Source organism: Streptosporangium vulgare (assembly GCF_042428775.1).
Lineage (GTDB): Bacteria > Actinomycetota > Actinomycetes > Streptosporangiales > Streptosporangiaceae > Streptosporangium > Streptosporangium vulgare.
Map to the genome: position 1 here is coordinate 150310 of NZ_JBHMBS010000013.1, position 24691 is coordinate 175000.

General features: G+C 68.4%; 19 protein-coding genes and 2 pseudogenes. 9 read left to right on the plus strand and 12 right to left on the minus strand.

The window, feature by feature from the left end; all coding sequences use genetic code 11:
* The first annotated feature begins 147 nt into the window (after positions 1-147).
* Positions 148-915: a HalD/BesD family halogenase gene (locus ACFFRH_RS26350; protein WP_344746217.1), complete on the plus strand. Its 768-nt coding sequence runs from the start codon at positions 148-150 to the stop codon at positions 913-915.
* Positions 916-1188: 273 nt separating this feature from the next.
* On the opposite strand, the gene ACFFRH_RS26355 is transcribed toward ACFFRH_RS26350, so the two are convergent.
* From ACFFRH_RS26355 to ACFFRH_RS26365, 3 genes are all read right to left on the minus strand, one after another.
* Complete coding sequence (locus tag ACFFRH_RS26355; protein ID WP_386160302.1) at positions 1189-5646, minus strand: ThuA domain-containing protein; 4458 nt, start codon at positions 5644-5646, stop codon at positions 1189-1191.
* A 486-nt stretch (positions 5647-6132) separates the two neighbouring features.
* On the minus strand, positions 6133-6330 hold the full coding sequence (locus ACFFRH_RS26360) for a DUF6203 family protein (protein ID WP_344746833.1): 198 nt from the start codon (positions 6328-6330) through the stop codon (positions 6133-6135).
* A 181-nt stretch (positions 6331-6511) separates the two neighbouring features.
* Complete coding sequence (locus ACFFRH_RS26365) at positions 6512-7297, minus strand: TetR/AcrR family transcriptional regulator (protein WP_344746832.1); 786 nt, start codon at positions 7295-7297, stop codon at positions 6512-6514.
* Positions 7298-7373: 76 nt separating this feature from the next.
* On the opposite strand from ACFFRH_RS26365, the gene ACFFRH_RS26370 reads away from it, so the two are divergent.
* Both ACFFRH_RS26370 and ACFFRH_RS26375 read left to right on the plus strand, forming a co-directional pair.
* Positions 7374-9728 (plus strand): ATP-binding cassette domain-containing protein, encoded by a 2355-nt coding sequence (locus tag ACFFRH_RS26370; protein ID WP_386160374.1) that lies wholly within the window; start codon positions 7374-7376, stop codon positions 9726-9728.
* A gap of 187 nt (positions 9729-9915) precedes the next feature.
* Positions 9916-10071 (plus strand): hypothetical protein, encoded by a 156-nt coding sequence (locus ACFFRH_RS26375; protein WP_344746831.1) that lies wholly within the window; start codon positions 9916-9918, stop codon positions 10069-10071.
* A 333-nt stretch (positions 10072-10404) separates the two neighbouring features.
* Here the strand turns inward: ACFFRH_RS26375 and ACFFRH_RS26380 are convergent, their stop codons facing one another.
* A complete protein-coding gene (locus ACFFRH_RS26380) occupies positions 10405-10974 on the minus strand; it encodes an SDR family NAD(P)-dependent oxidoreductase (protein WP_386160376.1) in 570 nt (189 codons plus the stop codon).
* A 167-nt stretch (positions 10975-11141) separates the two neighbouring features.
* Between ACFFRH_RS26380 and ACFFRH_RS26385 the strand changes: the two genes are divergently transcribed.
* The 3 genes from ACFFRH_RS26385 (at position 11142) to ACFFRH_RS26395 (ending at position 12881) form a co-directional block, all read left to right on the plus strand.
* Positions 11142-11807, plus strand: a complete 666-nt coding sequence (locus ACFFRH_RS26385) for a helix-turn-helix transcriptional regulator (RefSeq protein ID WP_344746829.1) — start codon at positions 11142-11144, stop codon at positions 11805-11807.
* 307 nt (positions 11808-12114) lie between these two features.
* Positions 12115-12642 carry a hypothetical protein gene (locus ACFFRH_RS26390; protein WP_344746828.1) on the plus strand — a complete coding sequence of 176 codons (528 nt, stop codon included), beginning with the start codon at positions 12115-12117 and terminating at the stop codon, positions 12640-12642.
* Positions 12636-12881 (plus strand): hypothetical protein, encoded by a 246-nt coding sequence (locus tag ACFFRH_RS26395; protein WP_344746827.1) that lies wholly within the window; start codon positions 12636-12638, stop codon positions 12879-12881. The genes ACFFRH_RS26390 and ACFFRH_RS26395 overlap by 7 nt, the downstream gene beginning before the upstream one ends.
* Before the next feature lie 72 nt (positions 12882-12953).
* Here the strand turns inward: ACFFRH_RS26395 and ACFFRH_RS26400 are convergent, their stop codons facing one another.
* On the minus strand, positions 12954-13883 hold the full coding sequence (locus ACFFRH_RS26400) for an SDR family NAD(P)-dependent oxidoreductase (protein ID WP_344746826.1): 930 nt from the start codon (positions 13881-13883) through the stop codon (positions 12954-12956).
* A gap of 74 nt (positions 13884-13957) precedes the next feature.
* Between ACFFRH_RS26400 and ACFFRH_RS26405 the strand changes: the two genes are divergently transcribed.
* Positions 13958-14548, plus strand: coding sequence for a TetR/AcrR family transcriptional regulator (locus ACFFRH_RS26405; RefSeq protein ID WP_344746825.1), 591 nt, complete (start codon positions 13958-13960; stop codon positions 14546-14548).
* A 122-nt stretch (positions 14549-14670) separates the two neighbouring features.
* Complete coding sequence (locus tag ACFFRH_RS26410) at positions 14671-15132, plus strand: recombinase family protein (protein WP_344746824.1); 462 nt, start codon at positions 14671-14673, stop codon at positions 15130-15132.
* A gap of 29 nt (positions 15133-15161) precedes the next feature.
* Here ACFFRH_RS26410 and ACFFRH_RS26415 read toward each other — a convergent pair whose 3' ends face one another.
* Positions 15162-15452: a hypothetical protein gene (locus ACFFRH_RS26415; RefSeq protein ID WP_344746823.1), complete on the minus strand. Its 291-nt coding sequence runs from the start codon at positions 15450-15452 to the stop codon at positions 15162-15164.
* 432 nt (positions 15453-15884) lie between these two features.
* Here ACFFRH_RS26415 and ACFFRH_RS26420 point away from each other — a divergent pair, with 432 nt between their 5' ends.
* Positions 15885-16439 carry an ATP-binding protein gene (locus ACFFRH_RS26420; RefSeq protein WP_386160378.1) on the plus strand — a complete coding sequence of 185 codons (555 nt, stop codon included), beginning with the start codon at positions 15885-15887 and terminating at the stop codon, positions 16437-16439.
* A gap of 592 nt (positions 16440-17031) precedes the next feature.
* Here ACFFRH_RS26420 and istB read toward each other — a convergent pair.
* The 6 genes and pseudogenes from istB to ACFFRH_RS26450 all read right to left on the minus strand — a co-directional run.
* Positions 17032-17550: pseudogene (istB, locus tag ACFFRH_RS26425) on the minus strand (IS21-like element helper ATPase IstB); the annotation flags it as partial.
* Positions 17550-18101: pseudogene (locus ACFFRH_RS26430) on the minus strand (Mu transposase domain-containing protein); the annotation flags it as partial. The pseudogenes ACFFRH_RS26430 and istB, both read right to left, overlap by 1 nt.
* Before the next feature lie 56 nt (positions 18102-18157).
* Complete coding sequence (locus ACFFRH_RS26435) at positions 18158-18532, minus strand: hypothetical protein (RefSeq protein WP_344746821.1); 375 nt, start codon at positions 18530-18532, stop codon at positions 18158-18160.
* A gap of 583 nt (positions 18533-19115) precedes the next feature.
* Positions 19116-20489, minus strand: coding sequence for an extracellular catalytic domain type 1 short-chain-length polyhydroxyalkanoate depolymerase (locus tag ACFFRH_RS26440; RefSeq protein WP_386160308.1), 1374 nt, complete (start codon positions 20487-20489; stop codon positions 19116-19118).
* A gap of 95 nt (positions 20490-20584) precedes the next feature.
* Positions 20585-22528 (minus strand): alpha-L-fucosidase, encoded by a 1944-nt coding sequence (locus ACFFRH_RS26445; protein ID WP_386160310.1) that lies wholly within the window; start codon positions 22526-22528, stop codon positions 20585-20587.
* Between the two features lie 141 nt (positions 22529-22669).
* A complete protein-coding gene (locus ACFFRH_RS26450; protein WP_386160312.1) occupies positions 22670-24061 on the minus strand; it encodes a lectin in 1392 nt (463 codons plus the stop codon).
* Between the last annotated feature and the right edge of the window lie 630 nt (positions 24062-24691).

Genomic DNA, 24691 nt, shown 5'->3' on the forward strand with positions numbered 1-24691 from the left:
ATTACTGAAGCCGATCGGATGGAATCCGCTCATGGTTTCACAGGGGGACGGGACGAACAACGCGCGCCATTTGCGTCCGCCACTCGCGTGTTACGGTTCTGGAAACCCCGATAACCACGGACTCGATAACCACGGAGGAGAAACCGCATGCCTACTCCCAACTACGAGACCGGCCTCGGGACGCTCTCACTCGACGACCGGATCGCGGAGCATCTCGAAAAGACCTTTCAGGACCCCTGGGAAATCCGCAAATTGTCGCATGATTTCCGCAGGAACGGTTACGTCAAGCTGCGGGACGTGGTCTCCGGCGAGGTGAAGGATCTCGTCTCGGACGAGGTGAACCGGCTGCTCGACCTGCACGCGCGCCGGATCGACATCAACCTCAAGGAGACCAGCAACTCTCCGAGGAAGATGAGCACGGTCAGCCAGCAGTCCATCGCCCAGGACAGCTCCCTGATCCCGGAGCTCTACGACTCCACCGCTCTCAAGGGCTTCCTCGGGCAGCTGGCCAACGAGCCGGTCGTCAACTGCCCCTGGGACGAGGAGAAGTACGTCATCATCCGCCAGGAGAAGCAGGGTGACACCCACGGCTGGCACTGGGGTGACTTCAGCTTCACCCTCATCTGGATCATGGAGGCGCCGAGCAGCGAGTACGGCGGCATGCTCCAGTGCGTCCCCCACACCAACTGGGTGAAGGACGACCCCCGGGTCCACGACCACCTCATCAAGCAGCAGATCAGCACCTACGCCCATGAGACGGGCGACATCTACTTCCTGCGTTCCGACACGACGCTGCACCGCACGGTCCCGCTCTCCGAGGACCGCACCCGGATCATCCTCAACACCTGCTGGGGCAGCGAGTCCGACGCCAAGAAGGAGCAGTCGCACGAGACCATGGAGGCGATGTTCAGCTGAGCTCGGCCGATCTCGGCTGAGTTTGGCCGGCCCCTCTCCCCCGGCGGTTCCAGGACACATGGGAGATCCGGAGCGGCACGGGGAACAAAGGGCGCCACACGGAACACAGGGAACACAGGGAACACAGGGAGCTCGAAGAACACGGGAACACGGGAACACGAAAACGACGAGAGGGCCCGGTCGGATGACCGGGCCGTCTCGTCGTTCCCGCCCCTCCTCCCGTGCAGGATGCGGGAGGAGGGACGGGTGTCCCACGGCGTACGGACGGACGTCCTACTGCGTGCGGACCAGGGTGAAGTCGTCCACGTCGAAGTCCGAGCCGGTGAACACCAGGTACAACCTGGCGGTACCGGAGGGGACGCCGGTGAGCGCGGTCGAGACGTCGGCGTACGTCTCCCACCCGGCGGTCGCCGGCACGGTGACACCGCCGAGCAGCGGTCCGGTGGGCGAGCCGGTGCGGATCTGGAAGCCGCCGGCCGGGGTGGGCGAGGCGACCCTCGCCCTGAAGCCGGTGACGCCGGTCAGGTTCACCCCGTCGTAGGCGGCCCAGTCGCCGGGGTTGACGAAGCCGAGCACGGTGCCGCCGTGCGCGGGGGTGTGCGGGTAGGTCTGCACGCCGTTCGCCTCCGACCAGGCCTCCGCCTGGACGGTCGTGTCACCCCCGGTCGCGCCGAGCTCCTTGATCCTGATGTTGCGGAACGACACGTCGTCCCCGGCGCCGTGGTTCTGGATGCCCACGTACCCCTGCTGGAGCGAGCGGGCGGGGTCGGTGTTGGTGAAGTCGTTGATCTTCACGCCGTTGAGGAGGACCTGCAGCCTCTCCCCCTCGACCAGCAGCTCGTAGGTGTTCCACTGCCCCGGCGGGTTGAGCGCGGCGTCCCTCGCCGCCACGTCGGCGGACTTGAAGCCATAGACCGAGCCGGTGGTCTTGTCAGCGGTGTCGGTGGCGTCGATCTGGATCTCGTAGCCGTTGGCGACCGCCGAGTTGGGGTCGGTGGAGGCGGGGAAGCCGATGAAGACGCCGGAGTTGTCGTCCCCGGCCATCCTCCAGTCGAGCTTCAGCGAGTAGGAGCGGTACTCCTTCGCCTTGTACCAGAACAGGCCCATGCCGCCCTGCGAGGTCAGCGTGGCGTCGGCGTTGGCGAAGCTCCCGGGCCCGGCCTGCTCCCAGCCGGTGACGGAGCCGTCGTAGATCGGCGTGTAGCCGTTCTCCGCGCGGCAGTCGGCCTTCGTCTTTCCGGTGGCGTAGTTGAGCCCGCCCAGCAGATGCTGGCGGAACGCGGGCTCGGCGAAGGCGGCGGCGGTGTGCCCGCCGCCGGTGTAGAAGGAGCGTCCCCCGTCGTACGCCTTGCACCAGGCGATGGGGTGGTCGGCGCCCATGCCGCCGCCCGAGTAGGTGGACTCGTCCAGCGTGGCGAGCACCCGGGCCCCGGTGCGGGCGTTGGTGCGGAAGTCGTACCACTCGTCGGTACGGCTCCAGGTGGGGCCGAGGTGGGCGGTGGACGGGTGGGCCCGGTCCTGCACCTTGACGGTGGCCTGCTGGACGGCGGGGTGGGAGGCGAACCAGGCGCCGACCAGGTTGCCGTACCAGGGCCAGTCGTACTCGGTGTCGGACGCCGCGTGGATGCCGGCGTAGCCGCCGCCCGCCCTGACGTAGGACTCGAAGGCGGCCTGCTGGCCGGCGTCGAGCACGTCGCCGGTGGTGTTGAGGAAGACGACGGCCTTGTACCTGGCCAGGTTGGCCGTGGTGAAGGCCGCCGGGTCCTCGGTGGCGGAGACGGTGAAGCCGAGGTCCCTGATGGCCTGGACGCCCGCGGGGATCGAGTCGTGCCTGAAGCCCGCGGTGCGGGAGAAGACGAGGACGTCCCCGGCGCCCGTCCCGGGATCGGGGTCGGGGGTCGTCCCGCCGGGTAGTGTCCAGTTCTGCGCGGCACTGCCGTCACAGGTCCTGATGACGAGCTGCGCGGCGTTGGCGCCGTCGAGGCACTTGCCGAGCGCCCTGAGGGTGGAGCCGTTCACCGTCCAGTTCTGCGCGCCGGTGCCGTTGCAGGTGTAGATCTGCACCCTGGTGCCGTCGGTGGCGACGCCGCCCGCGACGTCCATGCACTTGCCGAGCGCCCTGAGGGTGGAGCCCTCCCTGGCCCAGTTCTGCGCGGCGGTGCCGTTGCAGTCGTACAGCTGCACCTTGGTGCCGTCGGTGCTCAGGCCGCCCGCGACGTCGACGCACTTTCCGCCGGGGCCGGTGATCTTTCCGGTGACCGGTCCGGTGGTCCCTCCTCCGGTGAGGGTGAAGTCGTCCACGTCGAACAGCGCGCCCGTGCCGCCGGTGAAGACCAGGGTGAGGTCGGTCGGCCCGGCCGGCGCTCCGGCGAGCGGGGCCGAGACGTCCACGAAGGTCTCCCAGCCGCCGGTCGGTGCCACGGCCACCGTGCCGAGCAGGGTGCCGGTCGCCGAGCCCGCGCGGACCTGGACGGAGCCGCCGCCCCCCGCCGAGGAGACCCGGGCGTCGATCTTCGTGGCCCCGGCCAGCTCGTAGCCCTTGAAGGTGATCCAGTCGCCGTTGTGGACGTCGCCCACGGTCTTTCCGCCGTGCGCGGCCGTCTTGGTGATGAGCGAGACGCCGGACATGGTCGCGTAGTGCTCGGCCTGGCGCTTCCTGGGCTGCAGGATGTGCTGGGTGTGGGTGGTGAGGCCGCCCTGGTCGGTGTACTCGGCGTCGAAGACCGCGAAGATGTTGGCCGCGTCGTCGTGCTCGCCGTCGACCGGGATGGCCAGGTCGCCCGAGCAGCCGTTCCTGGAGGTGATCTGGTGGCCGTGGCTGTCGTGGCCCAGCACGTAGGTCATCTTCACCTTCGAGCAGTCGACGGTGCCGTCCTCGGGGTCGGTCACCTTGACGGTGAACGGCACGGTGTCGCCCCACTGGAACAGCTGGCCCTGGCGCGGCCTCTCGATGGTCACCGTGGGCGCGGTGTTGCCGACCGTGATGGGCACGCTCGCGGTGCCGGTGGCGCCGAGGGTGTCGCGCACGGTGAGCGTGGCGGTGTAGTTGCCGTTGGTGGTGTACGTCTTGACGGGGTTGGCGGCGGTGGAGGTGGTCCCGTCGCCGAAGGTCCAGGAGTAGGTGATGGCCTGCCCGTCGGGGTCGGCGGAACCCGCCGAGGAGAAGGTGACGGTGAGCGGGCTCTTGCCCGAGGTCTTGTCGGCTTTGGCCGCCGCGACGGGCGCGCGGTTCACGCCCTTGATGTACTCGACGCGGTAGAGCGCGGAGTTGGCGTCGCCGCCGAAGTAGCCGGAGCCGTAGTCGAGCACGTAGAGCGCGCCGTCGGGGCCGAAGGCGAGGTCCATCACCTGGGTGCCGGTCCACGGGAAGCCCGCGATGGCGCCGCGTGAGCCGTCGGCGCCCACCTCGATCGCCTTGATCCACCTGCGGCCGAACTCACCGGCGAAGAAGTGGCCGTCGAGCTCCTGGGGGAACTTGACGGTGGAGTTCAGCGCGGCGTCGTAGCGGTAGACGGGGCCGCCCATGGGCGACTCGGAGCCGCCGCCGAACTCCGGCGGGGAGCCGGCGTCGCCGCCGTACCTGATCCAGGCGGGCTTGGCGGGCGGCAGCTTCGCCAGGCCGGTGTTGCGGAAGGAGTTGTTGGTCGCGCCGCCCGCGGCGCAGTCGTACTTCGCGCCCGCGGGACCCGAGGGGAAGGTGTACTCGCCGTAGGTCTCGGCCAGGGTGTTGGTCCCGGTGCAGTACGGCCAGCCGTAGTTGCCCGGCCCGGTCACCCGGTTGAACTCGACCTGGCCGCTGGGCCCGCGGGCGGCGTCGGTGCTGCCCGAGTCGGGGCCGTAGTCGCCGACGTAGACGACGCCGGTGGCCTTGTCGACGCTGAGCCGGAACGGGTTGCGGAAGCCCATCGCGTAGATCTCGGGCCTGGTGCCCGCCGTGCCGGGCGCGAAGAGGTTGCCCGAGGGGACGGTGTAGGCACCAGTGGCCGGGTTCACCTTGACGCGCAGGATCTTGCCGCGCAGGTCGTTGGTGTTGCCGGCGGTGCGCTGGGCGTCGTAGACGGGGTTGCGGTCGGCGCGCTCGTCGATGGGCGAGTAGCCGGCCGAGTCGAAGGGGTTGGTGTCGTCGCCGGTGGACAGGTACAGGTTGCCCTGGGCGTCGAAGTCCATGTCGCCGCCGACGTGGCAGCACATGCCGCGGTCGGCCGCCACCTCCAGCACCGTCCTCTCGCTCGCGGTGTCGAGCGTCCAGTCGGCCTTGACGGTGAAGCGCGACAGCCGGTTGACGCCCTGCCACGCCGTCCAGTCGGTGCCGGTGGCGGGGGCGTCACCGCCGGGGGTGTTCAGCTTCGGCGCGTAGTACAGGTAGATCGTCCTGTTCGTGGCGAACCCGGGGTCGGCGGCGACGCCCTGCAGGCCCTCCTCGTCGTGGGTGTAGACGGGGAGCGTGCCGACGACTGTCGTCTCCCCGGCCGCGCTGGTACGGCGCAGGTTGCCGTCACGCGCGGTGTGCAGCACCGACCGGTCGGGCAGCACGGCCATGGTCATGGGCTCGCCCATCTCTGCGGCGCCCTTGGCCAGTTCCACGCGCTGGTAGTCGGCCGGGTCGATCGCGGCGACCGCCCGCGCGGGCGCGGCGGCGGTGAACACGGTGGCTCCGGTGAAGGTCAGGAGCACGGCGCAGAACTGCGCGATCCTCCGGCGAGGGTGGGTCGATCTCCGCCTGGGGGGCATGGCGGGGTTCCCTTCGGTCGGCACTACACGTCCCGACACGGAACGGGACGTGTGTCGTATATGTTTCGCGACGCTAGATCGAACTTATGCCGACTGTCAATAAAAGTCTGATCCTTGAGCGCAAAACTATCCCGACAAAATGCCCAGGTGTCCCGTTAAGCATAAAAACCGTTCACATCTGGACGTAATAACCGACCGGGTCGTTGTTCCGGCCACCGGCGACACCGCGCTCACCCGATCGGGTCCGTGTCCCTCGACCGTGGAGTCCACCCTGACGGCGACGGCGAGACCGGCCCCCGGACCGGCCGTGAGCCCCCGGACGAGATCCGTGCGCGGACCGCGGGCGACTCCGCTCACACCCCGGCCGCCGGTCCCCGTCAGCCCCCATCCCCGCCGCCGTCTCGCCTTCCCGCCCTGAGGGGGGCGGGGTTCAACGCCGACTCACCCTCCCGTCCGTGAGCCGACTCACCCGCCCGCGGGCGGGGTTCAGCGCCGGCCGGAGCGGGGCGGGCGTCCGCTCCCCCGCGTCACGTATCCTCGCCCGCCACCGCGCCCGGCCGGCTCCTGCTCCTGCTCACGCTGCCTGCGTCGCCGCCCCAGGAACCAGCCCACCCCCAGGATCGCCAGCCCGAACGGCGTACGGGACAGCCAGCGTGCCACCACGACCTTGAAGAACTTTTTCATGAGACGTTCCTGCCCAGCCGCGGTCCTGTTAGGCGCGCTCACGTCGGGGCCGGGCCCGGCCCCGGGCGGCTCACCGGCGAAACGTCCGCGCACGGCGGGACGGAACCCGGGGCCCCTCCCGCCCGTTCACGAACCGGGGCCTTCGGACTCCGGCCCTGCTCACCGTCGACTCACCGTCGACTCACCGTCGGCTCACCGTCGCCTCGATCCCGTCCAGGAGGATGACGAGCCCGGCGGCGAAGGTGTCCCTCCCCTCCTGTTCCAGGTAGGGGACGGTCTCGTCCTGTGACTGGTAGGCGCCCTCGCCGTCGAGCCAGGTCAACGTCGGGAACCGCTCGGCGAAGTCGGGCGCGACCTCCTCCAGCAGGGCCGAGCGGGCGTGCCACCACTCCTCGTCCGACACCCCGGTCTCCACCGGGGCCTGCCGCGACTCGGCGACCGTCTGCGCCGCCCCGCGCACGAAGTAGAACAGCGTCCCGACGACGTACCGCAGCGTCCCGGCCTTCAGCCCGGTCTCGCGGAGGATCCGCAGCGCCTCCTCGATCATGACGTACTCGTTGGGACCCAGCACGGGCCGCGCCTGCGAGACCTGCAGCACCCACGGGTGCCGTACGTAGAACTCCCAGGTCTCCTGCGCCCAGGCGGTCACCGCGGGGCGCCAGCCGCCGGTCAGGTCGTGGCGGGTGGACAGCTCGGCGAGCGCCCGGTCGTACATCAGGTCGACCAGCTCGCTCTTGCTGGGGACGTAGGTGTAGAGGGCCATCGCCGTGCGCCCGAGCCGCTCGCCCACCGCGCGCATGGAGAGCGCGGCCATCCCCTCCGCGTCGGCGATGGCGACGGCCGTGTCCACGATCAGGTCCACGCTCAGGCCCGGCTTGGGCCCGGGACGCCCCTCCCCCGACCTCGTGGTACGCCACAGCAACGCCATCGAACGGCGCGCGTCGCCCTGTCCGGCGAAGACGACCACTTGCAACTCCTTACGACATAAACTAACTTGGCCGAGCCAACTCTTTACAGCCTAAGGATATCAAGTGAGAAGGTTCGTGTTCCCACCCGCCACACCGGCCCGCGATCGCGGCCCGCGACACGGCCGGGCCGCCGCGGACAGCCACGACGTGATCGAGGTCCGCGGGGCCAGGGAGAACAACCTGGCCGACATCTCGCTGGACATTCCCAAGCGGCGGCTCACCGTCTTCACCGGGGTCTCCGGGTCGGGGAAGTCCTCCCTCGTCTTCGGCACCATCGCGGCGGAGTCGCAGCGCCTGATCAACGAGACCTACACGGCCTTCATCCAGTCGTTCATGCAGAGCCAGGGACGTCCCGACGTCGACGCCCTGCGCAACCTGAGCGCGGCGATCGTCGTCGACCAGGAGCGGATGGGCGCCAACTCCCGTTCCACGGTCGGCACGGCGACCGACGCGCAGACGATGCTGCGGATCGTCTTCAGCCGGATCGGCACCCCCCACGTCGGCACCTCCAGCGCCTTCAGCTTCAACAGCGCCGAGGGCATGTGCCCGGAGTGCGAGGGACTCGGCCGGGTGTCGGACGTCGACGTCTCCCAGCTCGTCGACGTCGACCTCTCGCTCAACGAGGGCGCGATCACCGTCCCCAACTTCACCGTGGACTCGTGGTACTGGCAGGGCCTGGCCAACTCCGGGTTCTTCGACCCCGACACCAAGCTGAGGGACTACACCCCGGCCCAGTGGGAGGACTTCCTCCACAAGCCCGCGACCAAAATCAAGATCGGCACGATGAACACCACCTACGAGGGGCTGCTGGTCAAGGTACGGCGGCTCTATCTCGTCAAGGACCGGGAGTCGTTGCAGCCCCACATCCGGGCGTTCGTGGACCGGGCCGTGACGTTCACGAGCTGCCGCGCGTGCGGCGGCAGCAGGCTCAACCCCGCCGCGCTGGGCTCGAAGATCGACGGCCGCAACATCGCCGACTGCGCGGCCATGCAGATCAGCGACCTGGCCGAGTTCGTCCGGGGCATCGAGGACCCGTCGGTGGGGCCGCTCGTCGCCACCCTGCGCGGCACGCTGGAGTCGCTGGTCGAGATCGGCCTGGGCTACCTGAGCCTGGACCGCGAGTCGTCCACCCTGTCCGGGGGCGAGGCCCAGCGGGTGAAGATGGTCCGCCACCTCGGCTCCAGCCTGACCGACGTCACCTACGTCTTCGACGAGCCCACGGTGGGGCTGCACCCGCACGACATCGAGCGGATGAACAACCTGCTGCTGCTCCTGCGCGACAAGGGCAACACGGTCCTGGTCGTCGAGCACAAGCCGGAGACGATCGAGATCGCCGACCACGTGGTCGACCTGGGCCCGGGGGCGGGCTCGTCCGGCGGGCGGGTGTGCTTCACCGGTGACGTGGCCGGGCTCCGGCGCTCGGACTCCCTGACGGGCCGCCACCTGGACCACCGTGCCCGCCTGCGCGAGCGGGTACGACGGCCTCTCGGGCAGCTGTCGATCACGGGCGCCACCCTGCACAACCTCAAGGACGTGAGCGTCGACATCCCGCTGGGCGTGCTCACCGTCGTCACCGGCGTCGCCGGCTCCGGCAAGAGCTCGCTGATCCACGGCTCGCTCCCCCGCCGGGAGGGCGTCGCCGTGGTCGACCAGACCGCGATCCGCGGGTCCCGCCGCAGCAACCCGGCCACCTACACCGGGCTGCTCGACCCGATCCGCACCGCCTTCGCCAAGGCCAACGGGGTGCGGGCGGCCCTGTTCAGCGCGAACTCCGAGGGCGCCTGCCCCAACTGCAAGGGCATCGGCCTGGTCTACACCGACCTCGCCATGATGGCCGGGGTCGCGTCGGTGTGCGAGCAGTGCGAGGGCAGGCGGTTCACGCCCGAGGTGCTCACCCACAAGCTGCGCGGCAAGGACATCAGCGAGGTGCTCGGCATGTCGGTGACCGAGGCCCGCGAATTCTTCGCTCCCGGGTCCGGCCCCGGCGCGGGTTCGGGGGCGAGCTTCGGTGCGGCGCGGGCCGTCCTCGACCGGCTCTCCGACGTGGGCCTGGGCTACCTCGGCCTGGGCCAGCCGCTCACCACCCTGTCCGGGGGCGAGCGTCAGCGGCTCAAGCTGGCCATCCGGATGGCGGAGAAGGCCACGACGTACGTGCTGGACGAGCCGACCACCGGCCTGCACCTGGCGGACGTGGACCAGCTTCTCGCCCTGCTCGACCGGATCGTCGACGACGGCAACACGGTCGTCGTCATCGAGCACCACCAGGCCGTGATGGCCCACGCCGACTGGATCGTCGACCTCGGCCCCGGAGCCGGGCACGACGGCGGCCGGATCGTCTTCACCGGCACCCCCGCCGACCTCGTCGCGGAGGGCGACTCCCTCACCGCCCGGCACCTGCGGACCTACCTGGGGATGAGCACCGCCCGGTAGGAAAGAAAGGACGACCTCACCGGAACTCGGGACGTCACGGCGAACGTCCGAGCCCGAGACGGCCAGACGGTGACGCTCTCGGCGAGCACCCGCGAACGGGTGAGAGCCCTCGGCACGACGCTCCAGGCCGCGGTCCGGGGGTGGCCGCCCGGCAACCCTGTTCACTTGGGCTGAGGAGGAGTCCGCAATGGTCGTCGAACAAGGTCAAGGCGCCATGTTCGTGGCCGCTCAGCTCCTGTCGAAGGACGGACAAAGCGGATGGCCCCTGGGTAGCCTGAGAGGGCAATCAGTGAATTACCTGGCCATGAAACTTTCCCAGGTCAGAAAACTGGTCATGGACTGATCTGCCAAATCGGGTTTCCGTCGAGTCGTGGAGGAGGGGCAATGACGCGATCCGCTGGCTGCGAGGGCCGGGTCTAGCGAGCCATGGGGGCTACGATCGCTCAAGCGGTCAGTAGCCCTTTGGGCTGGGCGCTTGCCGCTGGTCTATGTCTCGCGATCACGTTCCTGGGCCTTCTCGGATTGATCAGAGGAGGGCGTGTTCATCGTGTGGCGTCGATTGAGTGGAAGAGTCGGCTCGTTGGTGAGCTCAAACTGACCTACCGCATGTCGACGTCGTTCGAACCGTGACTCCTTATCGGCAGATGAAAGCTGACCCCTGTCGTGTACTTGATTGTTACTGGTCGTTGCTGGGATTGGCCGCCGGCACGCGGCCGAGGCCCCGGTTTTTGAGGCGGCAGCTGTCTCCCTTCAAGCTGATGACTTCGGCGTGGTGGACCAGACGGTCGATCATGGCGGCGGCCACGACATCATCGCCGAACACCTCTCCCCAGCGTCCAAACGGCTTGTTGCTGGTCACGATCAAACTGGCCCGCTCACGGTCTTCGAGCAGGCGGACGAACACATGGTTGGCGAGCACGTTGACCGTGAAGGTGGACTCCAACCCGTCGGGCCCTTCGGTCAGCGCGTTCGTGAACTGCATGCCCGCGTTGCCCACGAAGCCGCGCAGTGGCGGCAGGTCACCGCGCTCCAGCCGGTCCCGGATATCCGTGGCGGCCGACCGGACGCTTTCGAGCGAGCCGAGGTCCGCCTCGACGTGCGAGACCGCGTGCCCACCCTCCCGGAGCTCTGCGGCAAGCGGTGCGCCGGAGGACCCGCGCGCGACGACAAGGAGATGCGCATCCGGCGACTGGCGCAGGATACGCTCGGCGGCGATACGGCCGATCCCGCGGCTCGCGCCTGTCATGACGATGGTGTGCTGCACAGGAAGCTCCTTCACTGCTCAGCTGTTGGGCACCCTGGTTGGGCGCGCCACCAGCTTCACCGCTCTGGCCACCGTCAACCAGTGCCGTGCCCGTCGCTAGGACCAGCAGTACCTAGGCTCGTCCGGCGCCGTTCGGTGAGAATGGACCCATGACCGCCTCCCACTCCGGGTTCGGCTCACTCCTGCGCAGCTGGCGCGACCGCCTCTCCCCAGCCGACGCCGGCTTCACCGTGACGCCAGGCCGCCGTGCCCTAGGACTACGCCGCGAGGAACTCGCGCAGTTGGCGGGGCTGTCGGTCGACTACGTCCTGCGCCTGGAGCAGTCACGCGCGAAGAATCCCTCGGCCCAGGTCGTCGGCGCCCTCGCCCGAGCCCTTCAGCTCTCCCGGGCCGAGCGCGACCAGCTGTACCGAAGCGCCGGGCTCCTGCCGCCACAGGACGGAATGATCAGCGCACATGTGCCCCCGAGCATTCAACGGCAGGACGCCTTCGAGGCGTCGATCGTCGCCGATCTCAAAGACGCGGTGTCCCGTTATCCCACGGACGGCCAGCTCGATCGTCTCCTGCACGACCTGCGAGGAGTATCCGACGCATTCGCTCACCACTGGGCCACAGGGACGCCGACCCAGCACACCACCGACCGCAAGACGATCCAGCATCCGGAGATCGGCGACATCATGCTCGACTGCGATGTCCTCATTGTGCCGGGCGCGGACCTGCGCATAGTCACCTACACGGCAGCGGCCGGAAGCAGCGACGCGGGAAAGCTCGACCTTCTCCGTGTCACCGGTGCCCGTACCGCCACCGTGCTGTAACCGCGTACCGCTGGCCCAGCCGTATTGCGGCACGCACAGCGATCTTCGAATTCATTGAAAGCTGGTACAACCTGCGCCGTCTGCACAGCAGTCTTGGCTACCGTAGTCCCGCCGACTTCGAGGCCGCTGCCGCGGCGACGCAGGCGGTGGCTATGACGGTTCGAAATGGCTCCACCTTGACGGCTTGAAGTGGCCCCACCTGAGCACGGCGTCAATCTGGTGGGCCAGGATGTCGGCTTGAAGTGGCCCCACCCTTCTTCGCGCGATGCGACGCTCCTTGTGCTAGGCCGCATCAAGGAGGTTCGCGGTGGCGCTCACCAAGGCCGAACTATTCGAGCAGATCCGCCGTGACTCCTGGCGTGAGGGCCTGTCGGTCCGGGCGCTGGCCCGTAAGTACGGTGTGCACCGGCGCCTGGTACGTGAGGCGCTGACCCGCGCGGAGCTGGCCCCGAGAAGGACTCCCCAGCGGCGGTCGGCACAGCTGGAGCCCTTCAAGAAAGTCATCGACGAGTGGTTGCGCGCCGACCTGGACGCGCCACGCAAGCAGCGGCACACCTCAACGCGGATCCATCGCCGACTGGTGGACGAACAGGGCATGGGCGAGGTGTCCTACTCGGCGGTGCGTGACTACGTGGCCCGGCGCAAGCCCGAGATCTGGATCGAAGAAGGGCGTGGTCCGGCTCAGGTATTCATCCCCCAGCATCATCCGCCCGGCCGGGAGGCCGAGGTCGATTTCGGGGAGCTATGGGTCCGGCTGGCCGGGGTCATGACCGTGTGTTACCTGTTCGCCTACCGCATGTCGTATTCGGGCAAGGCGGTGCACAAAGTGTGGTAAATGCCTCGAACACGCTGATCTCGAACAGCGACAGCGCGCTGTCGGTCCTGTCATCCGACTGGGCGGAGTACAACGTCTCGGCGATCGCGCCGACCAGCGCGGCCACCGCGCAGGTCTCGGTGATCACTCCGGCCGGCCAGTCCTTCGTGTATGTCTCCGACAGCCTGCAGTTCAACAAGTTTGACAACACCCAGACGGCCGACGGATGCCGACTGGTCGGCGGCCTGCCCACCTCCTGACCGCCATGCCCACCCGCCACAGACGCCTCCCGCGGGCGGGCGAGTCAGCCTGGATCGGATCGCCCCGTTCGGTCAGGCGAAGATGGTGTCGGACTCGCGCAGGCCGGTCATGTCCATGCTGGCCTGCCAGAGTTCCCGGGCGTTGTCGCGGTCGCGCGAGAGGGGAGAGGACGGCGCCTGCGCTCCTCGGTCGATGTAGGTGCCGGTCGTGGTGGTCAGGGCGGGGTCGGTGATGAGCTTGGCGAGCGCGGCGCCGGATGCCGTGGAGGTGCTCTGCTTCCCGATGAGCTTGCCCATGATCGTGCCGATGACGTGCGTCGCGCCGCGCACCAGGGCGTTTCCGGTGGGAGCGGCGAATCCGGTGTCGGGCATGGCGCCGGGGTTGAAGGCGTTGACGGTGATGTGCCGGTCGGTCTGGTCGGCCAGCAGCCTGGCCATCTCGTATGTGCAGTAGAGGTTGCACAGCTTCGACGTGCAGTACGCCTGCATTCCCGGGCCTCGGCCGGCGGCGATCGCTGCCGCGTCGCGGTAGGTCACCTTCACGGGGAAGAAGGCCGGCGGGTCGTGCAGGTCGCTGGTGACGAAGACGATGCGGCCGCTGTCGCCCATCTGGTTCAGCAGGAGGTTGGTCAGCAGGAAGTGCCCCAGGTGGTTGACGGCGAAGATCGTCTCGAAGCCGTCGGCGGTGCGTGGCATGCCGGGCGTGCCGCCTGCGCTGATGCCGGCGTTGCAGACCACACCGTGCAGTGGCGGCAAGGCCGCGTGCGAGTAGGTGACGTGGAAGGCGCGCACCGAGGCCAATGAGGCCAGGTCCAGTTCCATGACCGTGATGTTCGAGTTGTTGGTCTCCACCCGCAGCGCCTTGGCTGCCGCCTCGCCTCGCGCCGGGCTCCGGCAGGCGAGCACCACGTGGTAGCCCGGATCGCTGAGGGCGACGTTCTTCGCGCATTGGTATCCCAGACCGGCGTTGCCGCCGGTGATGATGACGGTCTTGTCGACCATGACGTCTCCTGACCTACGATGGACGAAACGGATCGCGTTCCGTTTCATTTCAGCATAAGAGGAGTGCGTTCCACTTGTCTACTGAGTCCCATCCGGACCGCCGCGAGCGGGCCGATCGCAGGCGCAATCGTGAGCTGATCGTTGCTGCGGCCAGAGAGGCTTTCGCCCGTGCCGACATCGAGGGCGAGACCCTTTCGATGAACCAGGTCGCCCGTGAGGCCGGTGTCGGCGTCGCCACGCTCTACCGGCACTTCCCCACCCGAGACGAGCTTGCGCTGGCCGTCTACCAGAGCAAACTCGACGAGGTCACCGCGCGCGTGCGCTCGCGCACCCAGGACCGGAACGCCCATGCGTCGTTCCGGTCCTGGGTGGCGGAGTTCGCCTCGTTCATGCTCGCCACTCGCGGGATGATGGACACGCTGCGCGCCGCCGGCCAGTCCGCGACCCCGTTCGCCTCGCCGGGCTCCGATGGTGTCGCCGAGGTGGTCGCCGCATTCCTCGCGGCCGGCGCGGCAGACGGCAGCATGCGCGAGGACCTCGACGCCATGGACACGACCGTCGCGATCTGCGCCCTCCTCGCCACCACCGGGGCAGACGACTCCGGAGCACGGGCCAGAAGACTCCTGGACCTGTTCATCGACAGCCTCGCAGCCCGAGCCGAGTGAAACGAGGTCAACCACCCGCCCCGGACCGCTCGCCATGACGAACCGCGCCGCTGTCCTCCAGGCCAGCCCGCCATCCAACCGTCCTCCCACCTCCGGCGTTCATAGGGGGTGAAAGGAGAAACGTGGATCGGTATGAGGGCTTCAAGGAGTTCCTGCGCGCCAGGCAGCTAGCCCTGATGCGCACGTCACAGTTCGAAGCCGAGCTCGCGCTGGCCCGCCAGATCAAGGCCCACGCCCCGCACTGCCGGGTCATCTTCACCGTCTACGAGATGAAGCGCCTGGGCCGCGACGCCGCCGAACTCACCGCTCACGGCCTGGTCCTGGAGATGCTCGCCGAACCCCTGCCAGGCATGTACGACCCCAGCGGGCCCGGCCGCCTGCTACTCGCCTTCTTCGCGGCGATGGCCGAGACCGAGCGCGAGAACATCCGCGAGTCGACCCTCGAAGGACTCGACGCAGCGGCCCGCAAAGGCAAGCATGGTGGCCAGCCACCCGTCATCACCGACGACAACAAGCTTGAGCTCCGAACGCGGCAGCAAGGCGCCGAGAGTGGGGCCACTTCAAGCCGTCACGATTACTCGTGAAGATCGGCAACTGGGCCCACTTCAAACCGTCAGGTGGGGCCAAATGAAACCGTCCTAGCCATGGGGCCTTGGCGAGGACGCCAGGGCCCATCTGCTTTCTCAAGAAAGTGCGCTGCGGTCTCGTGCCGAGTAAAGGCCGCCACGACTTCCGCTGCCGTGAGTCCCGCTGCGTAGCGGTAGAGACGCAGCGGGGTGACGGCGTGATCAAGGCTGAGTACGACGGCGATCTGGTCGACGGTGAAGCCGTGCTGGCGCAGGTGCCGACCTCGGCGGCGGCAGTCGAGCAGCGCCTGGTAGCCCTTCCCGGACAACAAGATCACGTCCCCTCTACGGTTCGCATACCGGTTGGCCGATGCACGGTAGGGCGGCTCCGACGAGAGGCTCAAGCTCCGCGCCGGGGATGTCGACGGCCGTGGTCCGGGGATCGACAGCGATCGAGCATGGCGTTTCCGCAGGTCAGATTAATTTCCGGGACGTTGCGGCGGCACGTTGTCATTGGGGATGTGATTCGGGCAGGGAGGTGGTTGACCGTGCTGGTCACCCGGAACGGCCGGACGGCACGGAGGTGACCATCGGTGAATCATGACCCGAATGAGCGGTGGCGAACCGAACAGCCCACCGAAGACGGCGACCGCGCGGCTGAGCAACCGGTCCGAGGCCAGGCAGAGGAATCGTTCCCGGACCCTTTGCCGGGACAGGTGATCGCGAGCATCCGATCCGAGCGCGTGCAGGGTGGGCTGCTCTGGCGGCGGGTGTTCGCGGGTCGCGGAGACCAGGCCGCACCGGCGCGTCGCTTCGTCAGGCAGGCCTTCTTGGACACCGAGCGAGCCGATGACGCCGAGTGGGTGGCGGCCGAGCTGGTCAGCAATGCGCTACGCCACACCTGCTCAGGTGACCCAGGGGGCCACTTCGTGGTCGAGGTGCGGCGGGCAGGTCACCAAGCCCGGATCGTCGTCTACGACCTGGGAGGGTACGGCGCCCCTCGCCTTGTTCCTCCGGCCGAGGGCGAGCTGGACGAGACCGGGCATGGGTTGCCGGGAGTCTCGGCGCTGGCGGTCAAGGTGGGCGTGAGCGGGGACTCGATCAGCGGTCACGCTGTCTGGGCCCAGATCGACCTGAACGGGCAGGAAGGGATGGACCGGGCCGACTACCTGGGGCAGTGTGGTCGGACCACGGAGCAGGACGATTCCGGCCGCCAGGTCCCGCCCGTGCCTGATCGAGGGCACGAGTCGCCGGGAGACCTCGGCCTGCTGGGCAGGGGCGGAGAGTTCCTGGACCCTCCTGCGCCACTACGGGAGGCGTCCTGACCGAAGATGCGGACCAGGTGTCCGCGTACGGACAAGAGGCATGGGCGCAGCAAGAACTGTCCTCCCTCCGCTCGGAATGGCGAGACTGGGCGTTCCTGGTGGTGCGCTATCGGTGGATCGCACTACGCGGAAGGGAGTCGTTCATCACAGCGTCCGGGCCGAGCGAGATGCGTGCGGCGCTCGCCTTGGCTTTTGATTCGGCTATCCCCGCTGCTGACGAAGCGAAGGCTGACCTCGGCGGTGGAACGGCCTCGTCACCTGTGGCGGAGCAGTCGAACGCCGCGGAGGATCTGGAGGTCTCGCGGGACCCGGGACCAGACGATCGCGATATGCAGGGGTCTCCGTCCGCGCATGGACCGGAGCCGGACTCGCGGGTCGTTGAGGAGGACCGGATCGAGGAGGCACGGTGGTGGGCGCTGCCCTGGTGGCGGTCGCACCGACACAGCCATAGGTCCAGATCGAATGCCCACGCAGAACTTCCCGAACACCTCGCACAAGTTCGGGTTGCATAGAGGGTCCAGATTGTCGACGTCGTTCGAACCGTGACCCCTTATCCGCAGATGAAAGCTGACCCCTGTCGTGTACTTGATTGTTACTGGTCGTTGCTGGGATTGGCCGCCGGCACGCGGCCGAGGTCCCGGTTTTTGAGGCGGTAGCTGTCTCCCTTCAAGCTGATGACTTCGGCGTGGTGGACCAGACGGTCGATCATGGCGGCGGCCACGACATCATCGCCGAACACCTCTCCCCAGCGTCCAAACGGCTTGTTGCTGGTCACGATCAAACTGGCCCGCTCATAGCGGCTGGAGACCAGCTGGAAGAACAGATTGGCCGCCTCGGGTTCGAAGGGTATGTAGCCGACCTCGTCCACGATCAGCACCGGGATCCGCGACAGTTTGACGAGCTCGGCTTGCAGGGTGCCGGCGGCATGAGCCTCAGCCAGCCGGGCGACCCATTGGGCGGCGGTGGCGAAAGCGACCCGGTGCCCGGCCTGACAGGCCCGGATGCCCAAGCCGATGGACAGATGGGTCTTACCGGTTCCCGGCGGGCCGAGGAAGACCACGTTGTCCTTGGCGGTGACGAAGTCCAGCGTGCCCAGATGCGCGATGACCTCGCCCAGCACCGCCGGTGGCGGGCCACCACCTGCCCGCCGCAGGTCACCGTGACCTCCTCCAAGCCGGCGACCACCTCCACCAGGCGGCCGATCACCGAGGGATGCACCGAGTAGTCACACGAGGCGACGCGAACATAGTGATCACGTGCCAACCGCACCGAGGTGCGCCAGCCCACGGCCGGAGTGATCGGCGGCAACGCCACCATCGCCGCCAGGTCGGCGGGCAGCCGATCCAGCGGCCGGCACTGGATGCGCCGGTGATGGCGGCTGTTGGCCAGGGGCAGCCAGTCGGCCAGCTGGGTGTTGAAATCCTGCGGGCCGTCGAACTGCCGGCCGGGCAGGAACGAGGTCTCCAGGTAGCCGTTGGCCCGCTCGACCATTCCCTTGGCCTCGGGATCGCCTGGCCGGCACTGCACGATGCGCACTCCCAGCGCTCCGCGAAAGGCGTTGGCGTCCGCGGTGAGCTGCGGCCGGCCGCCTCGCCACTGGCCGATCGCGCCCTCGTTGTCCCACACCAGCGTCTTGGGCACCGCGCCCAGCTCCGACAACAAAGCGATCACGACCGGATCAGCGGTTTCCGGGTGGGCTTTCAGGGCGGCGATGCCGTCTACAAACAGACTGCGAAGGGGGCGCGAAGCCTCGGAGGCGAGTCAGCGATCAATTCGTCGATCACGAGAACGTGCTCGATCTGATTTTCCAGAATCGATTCGAGCTTGAGGCGCTGCGCGCCGATTTCCGCTATCTCGGCCGGGTCAGTGAACTTCGGACCGAGCTTCCCTGCAACGGGATCCGCGATCTGCTTGAAAACGGGATCGTCGGCGATCGATCTTTCTAGGCTGACTCCGAATTCATACAGGCGGGCGTGAGCATCGAGGACGCCTGTAATGGCGTGGTCGATCGCCGTCTTTTTCTTGTTCGCGTCGTGGCCGCGGCTGTCACGGCCGACGGTGTCGGCGCCCTTGACGCTTTGGGAGTCCGTCACCGCGGCCGACCTGGCCGGCCTCCTTGCGGACGCGTCGGCGCAGCACATCCACGATTTGCCGGGTCACCCCTTGGTCTTCCCAGCGTTCGACCTCACCACCCAGCGGCACCGGTTCGACCTCACCACCCGGCGGAAGCTGCCCTCACCTCCCTGGCCTCCGGGGCGACCGGATCGTCCCCCGATCTCCCTGACCCCGGAGCCGGTCCACGCCGGCGGCTCCTCCGTGCCGGGCGGGAGCGTACACGGAGGCCGGCGTCCACGGACCCGATCCCACCCTGGTCCGGGACACCGGCCTCCCCATCCTGGCCGCGACGGAAAGCGGCGGTTCTCATGGCCGGCTCCGCCGAGGCTCAGGTCACCACGGCGCTTCCGCCCCCCTTCCCGGCCTCCGCGGTCCGGGGGGCGGCCGCCCGTGCGGCTTTTCTCGCCATCTGGCATCGCTTCGGCAGCTGACCCGGCCCGAGTCGCTCCGGTTTTCCGGCGACTTGGCGCCAGTTTTTCGTCCAAGTCGGCCCAGGGCGCTGTGGAGACGGCGACCGGCCCGCTTTTGTGATCGGTTCCGTCTCGATCGGGGACGCGCCGGTCAGGCTCGGTTCCATTTCTGGTTGGTGGCGCCGGTACAGGTCCAGATGTGCACCTTGGTGCCGTTGGCGGTGCCGTACCCGGAGACGTCCAGGCACTTGTTCGCCCCGACCGCGGTGATGGTGCCGTCGGCGTTGAAGCGCCACTTCTGGTTGTTCTGGCCGTTGCAGTCCCAGATGATCACCGCGGAGCCGTCGGCGGTCCCGGCGCCGTTGACGTCCAGGCACTTGCCGCCGTAGACCCGCAGCTCACCGGAGCTGTTGGAGGTCCACCGCTGGTTGGCCGCCCCGTTGCAGTCCCAGATGTTCACCGCGGCGCCGTTGGCCTGCGAGGCGCCGGAGACGTCCAGGCACCGGCCCGACCCCACACCCCGCAGAGCACCCGTGTTCCCCGAAGGCGACGGCGAGGGTGAGGGTGAGGGTGAGGGGGACGGCGTGGAAGAGCCGCCGCCGTCGAGGCCGAGGAAGGTGATGGCATAGGCGAGCTGGCCGCTCATCGGCAGCTGGTGGCCGACCCCGCTGATGCTGATCCCCTCCACCGTGGCCTGGGCGGAGGTGACGCCGTACCTGGTCCGGGTCCAGTTCGACTGCGGACGGTCGGTGAACGCCGGAGTCTGGCTCAGCCCGTGCAGGTTCGTCCACTGCTTGATCTCTTCACCGAAGTTGTTGTAGTGCAGCGTCGTGTCCGTGCTGCCGTGCCACAGTTGCATCCGTGGGTAGCGCCCGGTGTATCCGGGATACATCGACCGGGCCAGGTCACCCCACTGCTGCGCCGTCTTGATGATCTGCCCGCCCGAGCACTGGCCGTTCCACAACGATCCGTTCGTGGTCGCGAAACACCCCGCGGGAACTCCGGAGAACGCCGAACCGGCGGCGAACACGTCCGGATACTGGGCGGCCAGCACGTTGGTCATCATCGCCCCCGAGGAGAACCCGCTGACCACGATCCGTTCCGGGTCCACGTTGTAGCGCTGCCGCGCCCAGGCGACCATCGCCATGACACCGGTGGAGTCGCCGCCGCCGTCGCGCCGCAGCGCGGCGGGGGTGGACACGTCAAAGCATTTCTCGCTGCGGGTGACCTCCGGAACCACGATGACGTATCCGTACCTGTCGGCGGCGGTCACGTAGTCGTGCCCGTTGCCGTTGAAGATCGCGCCGGCCGACCCGCCGCAGTAGTGGGTCAGCACCAGCAGCGCGGGCCGTGCCGCGACCCTGTCCGGCACGTAGATGTACATGTTGAGGTTCGTCGGGTTGGTTCCGAAATTCGTCACCTGGGTCAGGGCCGCGGCGGACGCCGGCGGTAGCCCGGCGAGGACTCCGGCGGAGGCCAGGCACAGGACGACGGCCGCCAGCACCGCTCTGATCACGCGTTTCACTCGTTCGCCTTTCGTTTCCGGTCGACCCGCGCCGGTTGGACCCGCTGCTCGCGTCCAACCGGCGCGGCGGCCGGGAACGGCGCGTTGTCGCAGGGTCAGGTCCGCGTCCACTTCTGGTTGTTGCGGCCGTGGCAGGTCCATAGAACGATCTTGGTGCCGTTGGCGGTCCCGGCGCCGTTGGCGTCCAGGCACTTGCCGGACTGAACGCCGGTGATGGTGCCGTCGGCGTTGAGGTTCCACTGCTGGTTGGCCCCGCCGTTGCAGTCCCAGATGACGACCTGGGTGCCGTCGGCGGTTCCCTGGTTGCTGGCGTCCAGGCACTTGTTGCCGTAGACCCGCAGCTCCTTGGCGGAGGTCGGTGTCCACTGCTGGTTGACCTGACCGGCGACGCAGTCCCACAGATGCACCTGTGCGCCGTTGGTCTGGGAGACGTTGGCGACGTCCAGGCACCTGCCGGCGTTGACGTTGCGCCACGGGCCGCTCGTGACGGCGGGGGTCTTCATCGGCCCGTTGAAGGTCAGCTTCACCACGTAGGCCAGGGCGGAGTACGGCTGGCTCGGCAGGGTGACGCGCAGGCCGGAGGAGTCCTGGGTGCGGGTGGGCAGGTTGATGTAGGTGCCGGCGGTGTTGCCGAGCATCTCGACCTTGTTCAGGTTGGACAGGTCCATCCGGCCGCCGGCCAGCGAGGCGAGGTTGAGGGTCGAGCCCGGCCAGCCCAGCACGGTCGCGTACAGGACGGTGTTGTCCTTGCTGCGGGTGTAGCGAACGTCCTGCGCGGTGCCGGCCCGCGGCTCGACGAAGCTGCCGCCGCCCATCTTCGTGGGGCCCTCGCCGTAGGTGGTCCAGGCGCGGGTGGAGTAGATCGACTCGCCGTTGCGCTTCAGGTAGGTGCCGATGGCGCTCAACAGGTCCTTCTGCACCTGCGGGATCGTGCCGTCGGCCCTGGGCGAGATGTTGAGCAGCATGTTGCCGTTCTTGCTCACCCGGTCGACCAGCGAGTGGACCAGCGCGGCCGCGCTGTAGTACGTCATCGTCGGGGTGTAGGACCAGGACGGATTGCTCACGGCGTCGTCGGTCAGCCAGTAGGGGGACTGGATGCCCGCGGGGCCGCCGCGCTCGTAGTCGTAGACCTCGCCCTTGGTGTTGAAGCCGTCCTTGTAGGTGGCGACGACCTCCTTGCCCCACGCGTTGGCCTGGTTGTAGTAGTACGACAGGAAGTTCAGCCGCTTGGACTCCTCGACGAGGTAGAGGCCCCCGTCCTGCCAGATCATGTCCGGCTGGTACTTGTCGACGACCTCCTTCAGCTTGTCGTACCACAGCTGCTGCTCCTGGGCCGAGCCGAGCTGCCCGTACAGCTTCTTGAGCGACGCGGTGGGCTGGGAGGGCACGTGGTCGTAGTAGCCGGTGAAGTTGTACAGGTGATGCATCGAGACCATGTACTTCAGGCCCTTGGCCCGGACCGCGTCGGCGAAGAGCTGAACCAGGTCGAGCCTGGGCCCTCTGTCGACGGAGTTCCACTCGTTGACCTGGCTGTCCCACATGGAGAAGCCGTCGTGGTGCTCGGCCACCGGCCCGGCGAACCTGGCACCGGAATCGGCGGCGAGCTGCGCCCACTCACCGGGGTCGAAGTTGCCGCCGGCCGACTTCAGCTTGGGCGCGAACTGCACCCAGTCGCCCGCCTTGTTCCGCGCGCCGTCGATGAAGTTGTGGTACGGCCACGCCGACGGGTCGCCGTAGACGCTCTTGTGGTGGTTGTTCTCGCTGGAGCCCGGCAGGTACATGGTGCGGGGATACCACTCGGTGCCGTACTCGGGCGTGGCGAAGGCACCCCAATGCCAGTACATGCCGAATTTGGCGTCCTGGAACCATTCGGGCGCGGCCGGATGCTGGTCGACCGACGCCCACGTCGGCTCGTAGACAGCCGGGGCGGTTCTGGCGGTGCCGGTCGCGGGGGGAACCGTGAGGAGGGACGCGGCGAGCAGGGCGGTACCGAGAACAGCGATCCGTTTACGCAGCGGCGACGGTTTGTTGGGGGGCACGCTGACTCCTGTCGATGGGCTGTCCTGTCGATTCGATTGCTGCGGGCATCACCCGTCAGAGGCTGGTTTTCTCCTGTCCGGGGTGCCTGGTCCTCGCACCGGTCGTGGTGCGGCCGAGGCCGGGTGGTGCGGCGGGTGACCTCAGGCTCGGGTCCACTTCTGGTTGTTGGCGCCCAGGCAGGTCCAGATGTGCACCTTGGTGCCGTTGGCGGTGCCGTTGCCGGAGACGTCCAGGCACTTGCCGCTGCCGACGGCGGTGATGGTGCCGTCGGTGTTGAAGCGCCACTTCTGGTTGTTCTGGCCGTTGCAGTCCCAGATGATCACCGCGGTGCCGTCGGCGGTCCCGGCCCCGTTGACGTCCAGGCACTTGCCGCCGTACACCCGCAGCTCACCGGAGCTGTTGGAGGTCCACCGCTGGTTGGCCGCCCCGTTGCAGTCCCAGATGTTCACCGTGGCGCCGTTGGTCTGCGAGGCGCCGACCACGTCCAGGCACCGGCCCGACCCCACACCCCGCAGAGCACCCGTGCCCCCCGAAGGCGACGGCGACGGGCTGGCCGTCGGGGTGGGAGTCGCGGTCGGCGTGGGCGTCGGCCCACCTCCGGGCGGGTCGAGCGGGCAACTGGCCATGTACTTGGAGATGCCGTTCGCGTTGGACAGCGTCGAGCACAGGAACGGCGCGTAGCGGGTGTCCTTGTCGATGAACAGCTTCATCCAGACCATCATCGTGCGCGCGAAGGCGCCCGAGTTGCCGCCACCTCCGCCGGCGGGGAAACCGTGGCCCTCGTTCGCGATCTCGACGTAGGCGCGCTCGACGGCGGCGGGAATCGTGTTGTACGCGTTCTGGGCGTACTGCGGGGTCACGGTGCCGTCGGTCTGGCCGGCGAACACGACCGTGGGGATTTTGATGCCGGACAGGGAGCCGTCGGGCACGTACGGCGCCTGACCGACCACGGTCAGGAGTGAGGGCCGCTGGAGGCCCGCGAGGATGGCGCCGCCGCCCCCCATGGAGTGTCCGCCCACCGCCAGCCGGGTGCGGTCGACCCGGTCACGCACCGAGCTGCTGTTGGTCAGGTAGTCCAGCGCGGCGAGCAGCTGGGTGGCTCGGGCGTCGGCGTAGTCGCCGGGGGTGTTGGTCTCGATCCCGATCACGACGAATCCGAACGAGGCGAGTCTTGGGCCCTGCCAGGCGTAGTAGCTCCAGGCGGTGCCGTAGCCGGGGGCGATCGCGATGGCGCCGAAGGTGCCCTGGCTGGTGTCGGTCGGGTAGTAGATGACCCCGCCGCCGAATCCGTTGCCCCTGGGGACGGTCACCTGGGCGGTGGCGAAAGGACCGCGGTCCGCGGCGATGCTCGCGGCGGTGGGCGCGGGCCCACGCTGGTAGGGGTTGTCCGCGGCGGACGCGGCGGACGCGGCGGACGCGACAGATGCGGCGGACGCGACGGATGCGGCGGACGGCAGTCCCGACACGCCGATCGCCATCAGAACGGCCACGAACACGGCGAGGGTTCCGGCCCGCAGGCGTCGCTGTCTCATCCGGTACGTGTGAAGGACCCGATGGGAAGCCGTCTCCGGGACCTGCCGCTCTGGAGGCACTGTGCGCTCCTTCGGGATGGGGTTCTCCGCATCGAGGCCCGCCTCGTCCACGTAGCTCGTTCGATCGGTCACGTGCTTCTCCCAAGATGGCGCGCCTCACCGGGACACCACGAAGGGACGCACGGCGAAGCGAGGCTGTGGATGCCGACGTGGACGGCCACGACGCGGAGGGCCGCGAAGCGCCTCCACACTGCGCCCATGTGATCCGGCCGCAGAGGTTCCGGAAGGAGCGCGTCCCCGGGACCTCGCTTCTAATTACGGTCGGAGTCCTGAGGCCCGTCAAGACCTTAAGCGTGCTTATTTCACCATTCGCACACCGAAGGTCCGGCCACGGTTAGCCGTTTCGCTCCTTCACCAGCGGTGGCGCCCAACACCACGCGCGTCCGCGCCAGCCATCCTCGTATGAACCGTTCAAATGTGTCGTACTAATCGGACAGCGTGTGACCCTGGGGCAACCTTGAGTCGAACCGTGCGGGTTCGAGCGGCCGGACGCGCTTCGCCCGGTGGAGTGTTCTCCTCGGCGGCCGCGTCCCGGGCAGGGCCTCCGTGATGAAACTTTCAGCCATCCAG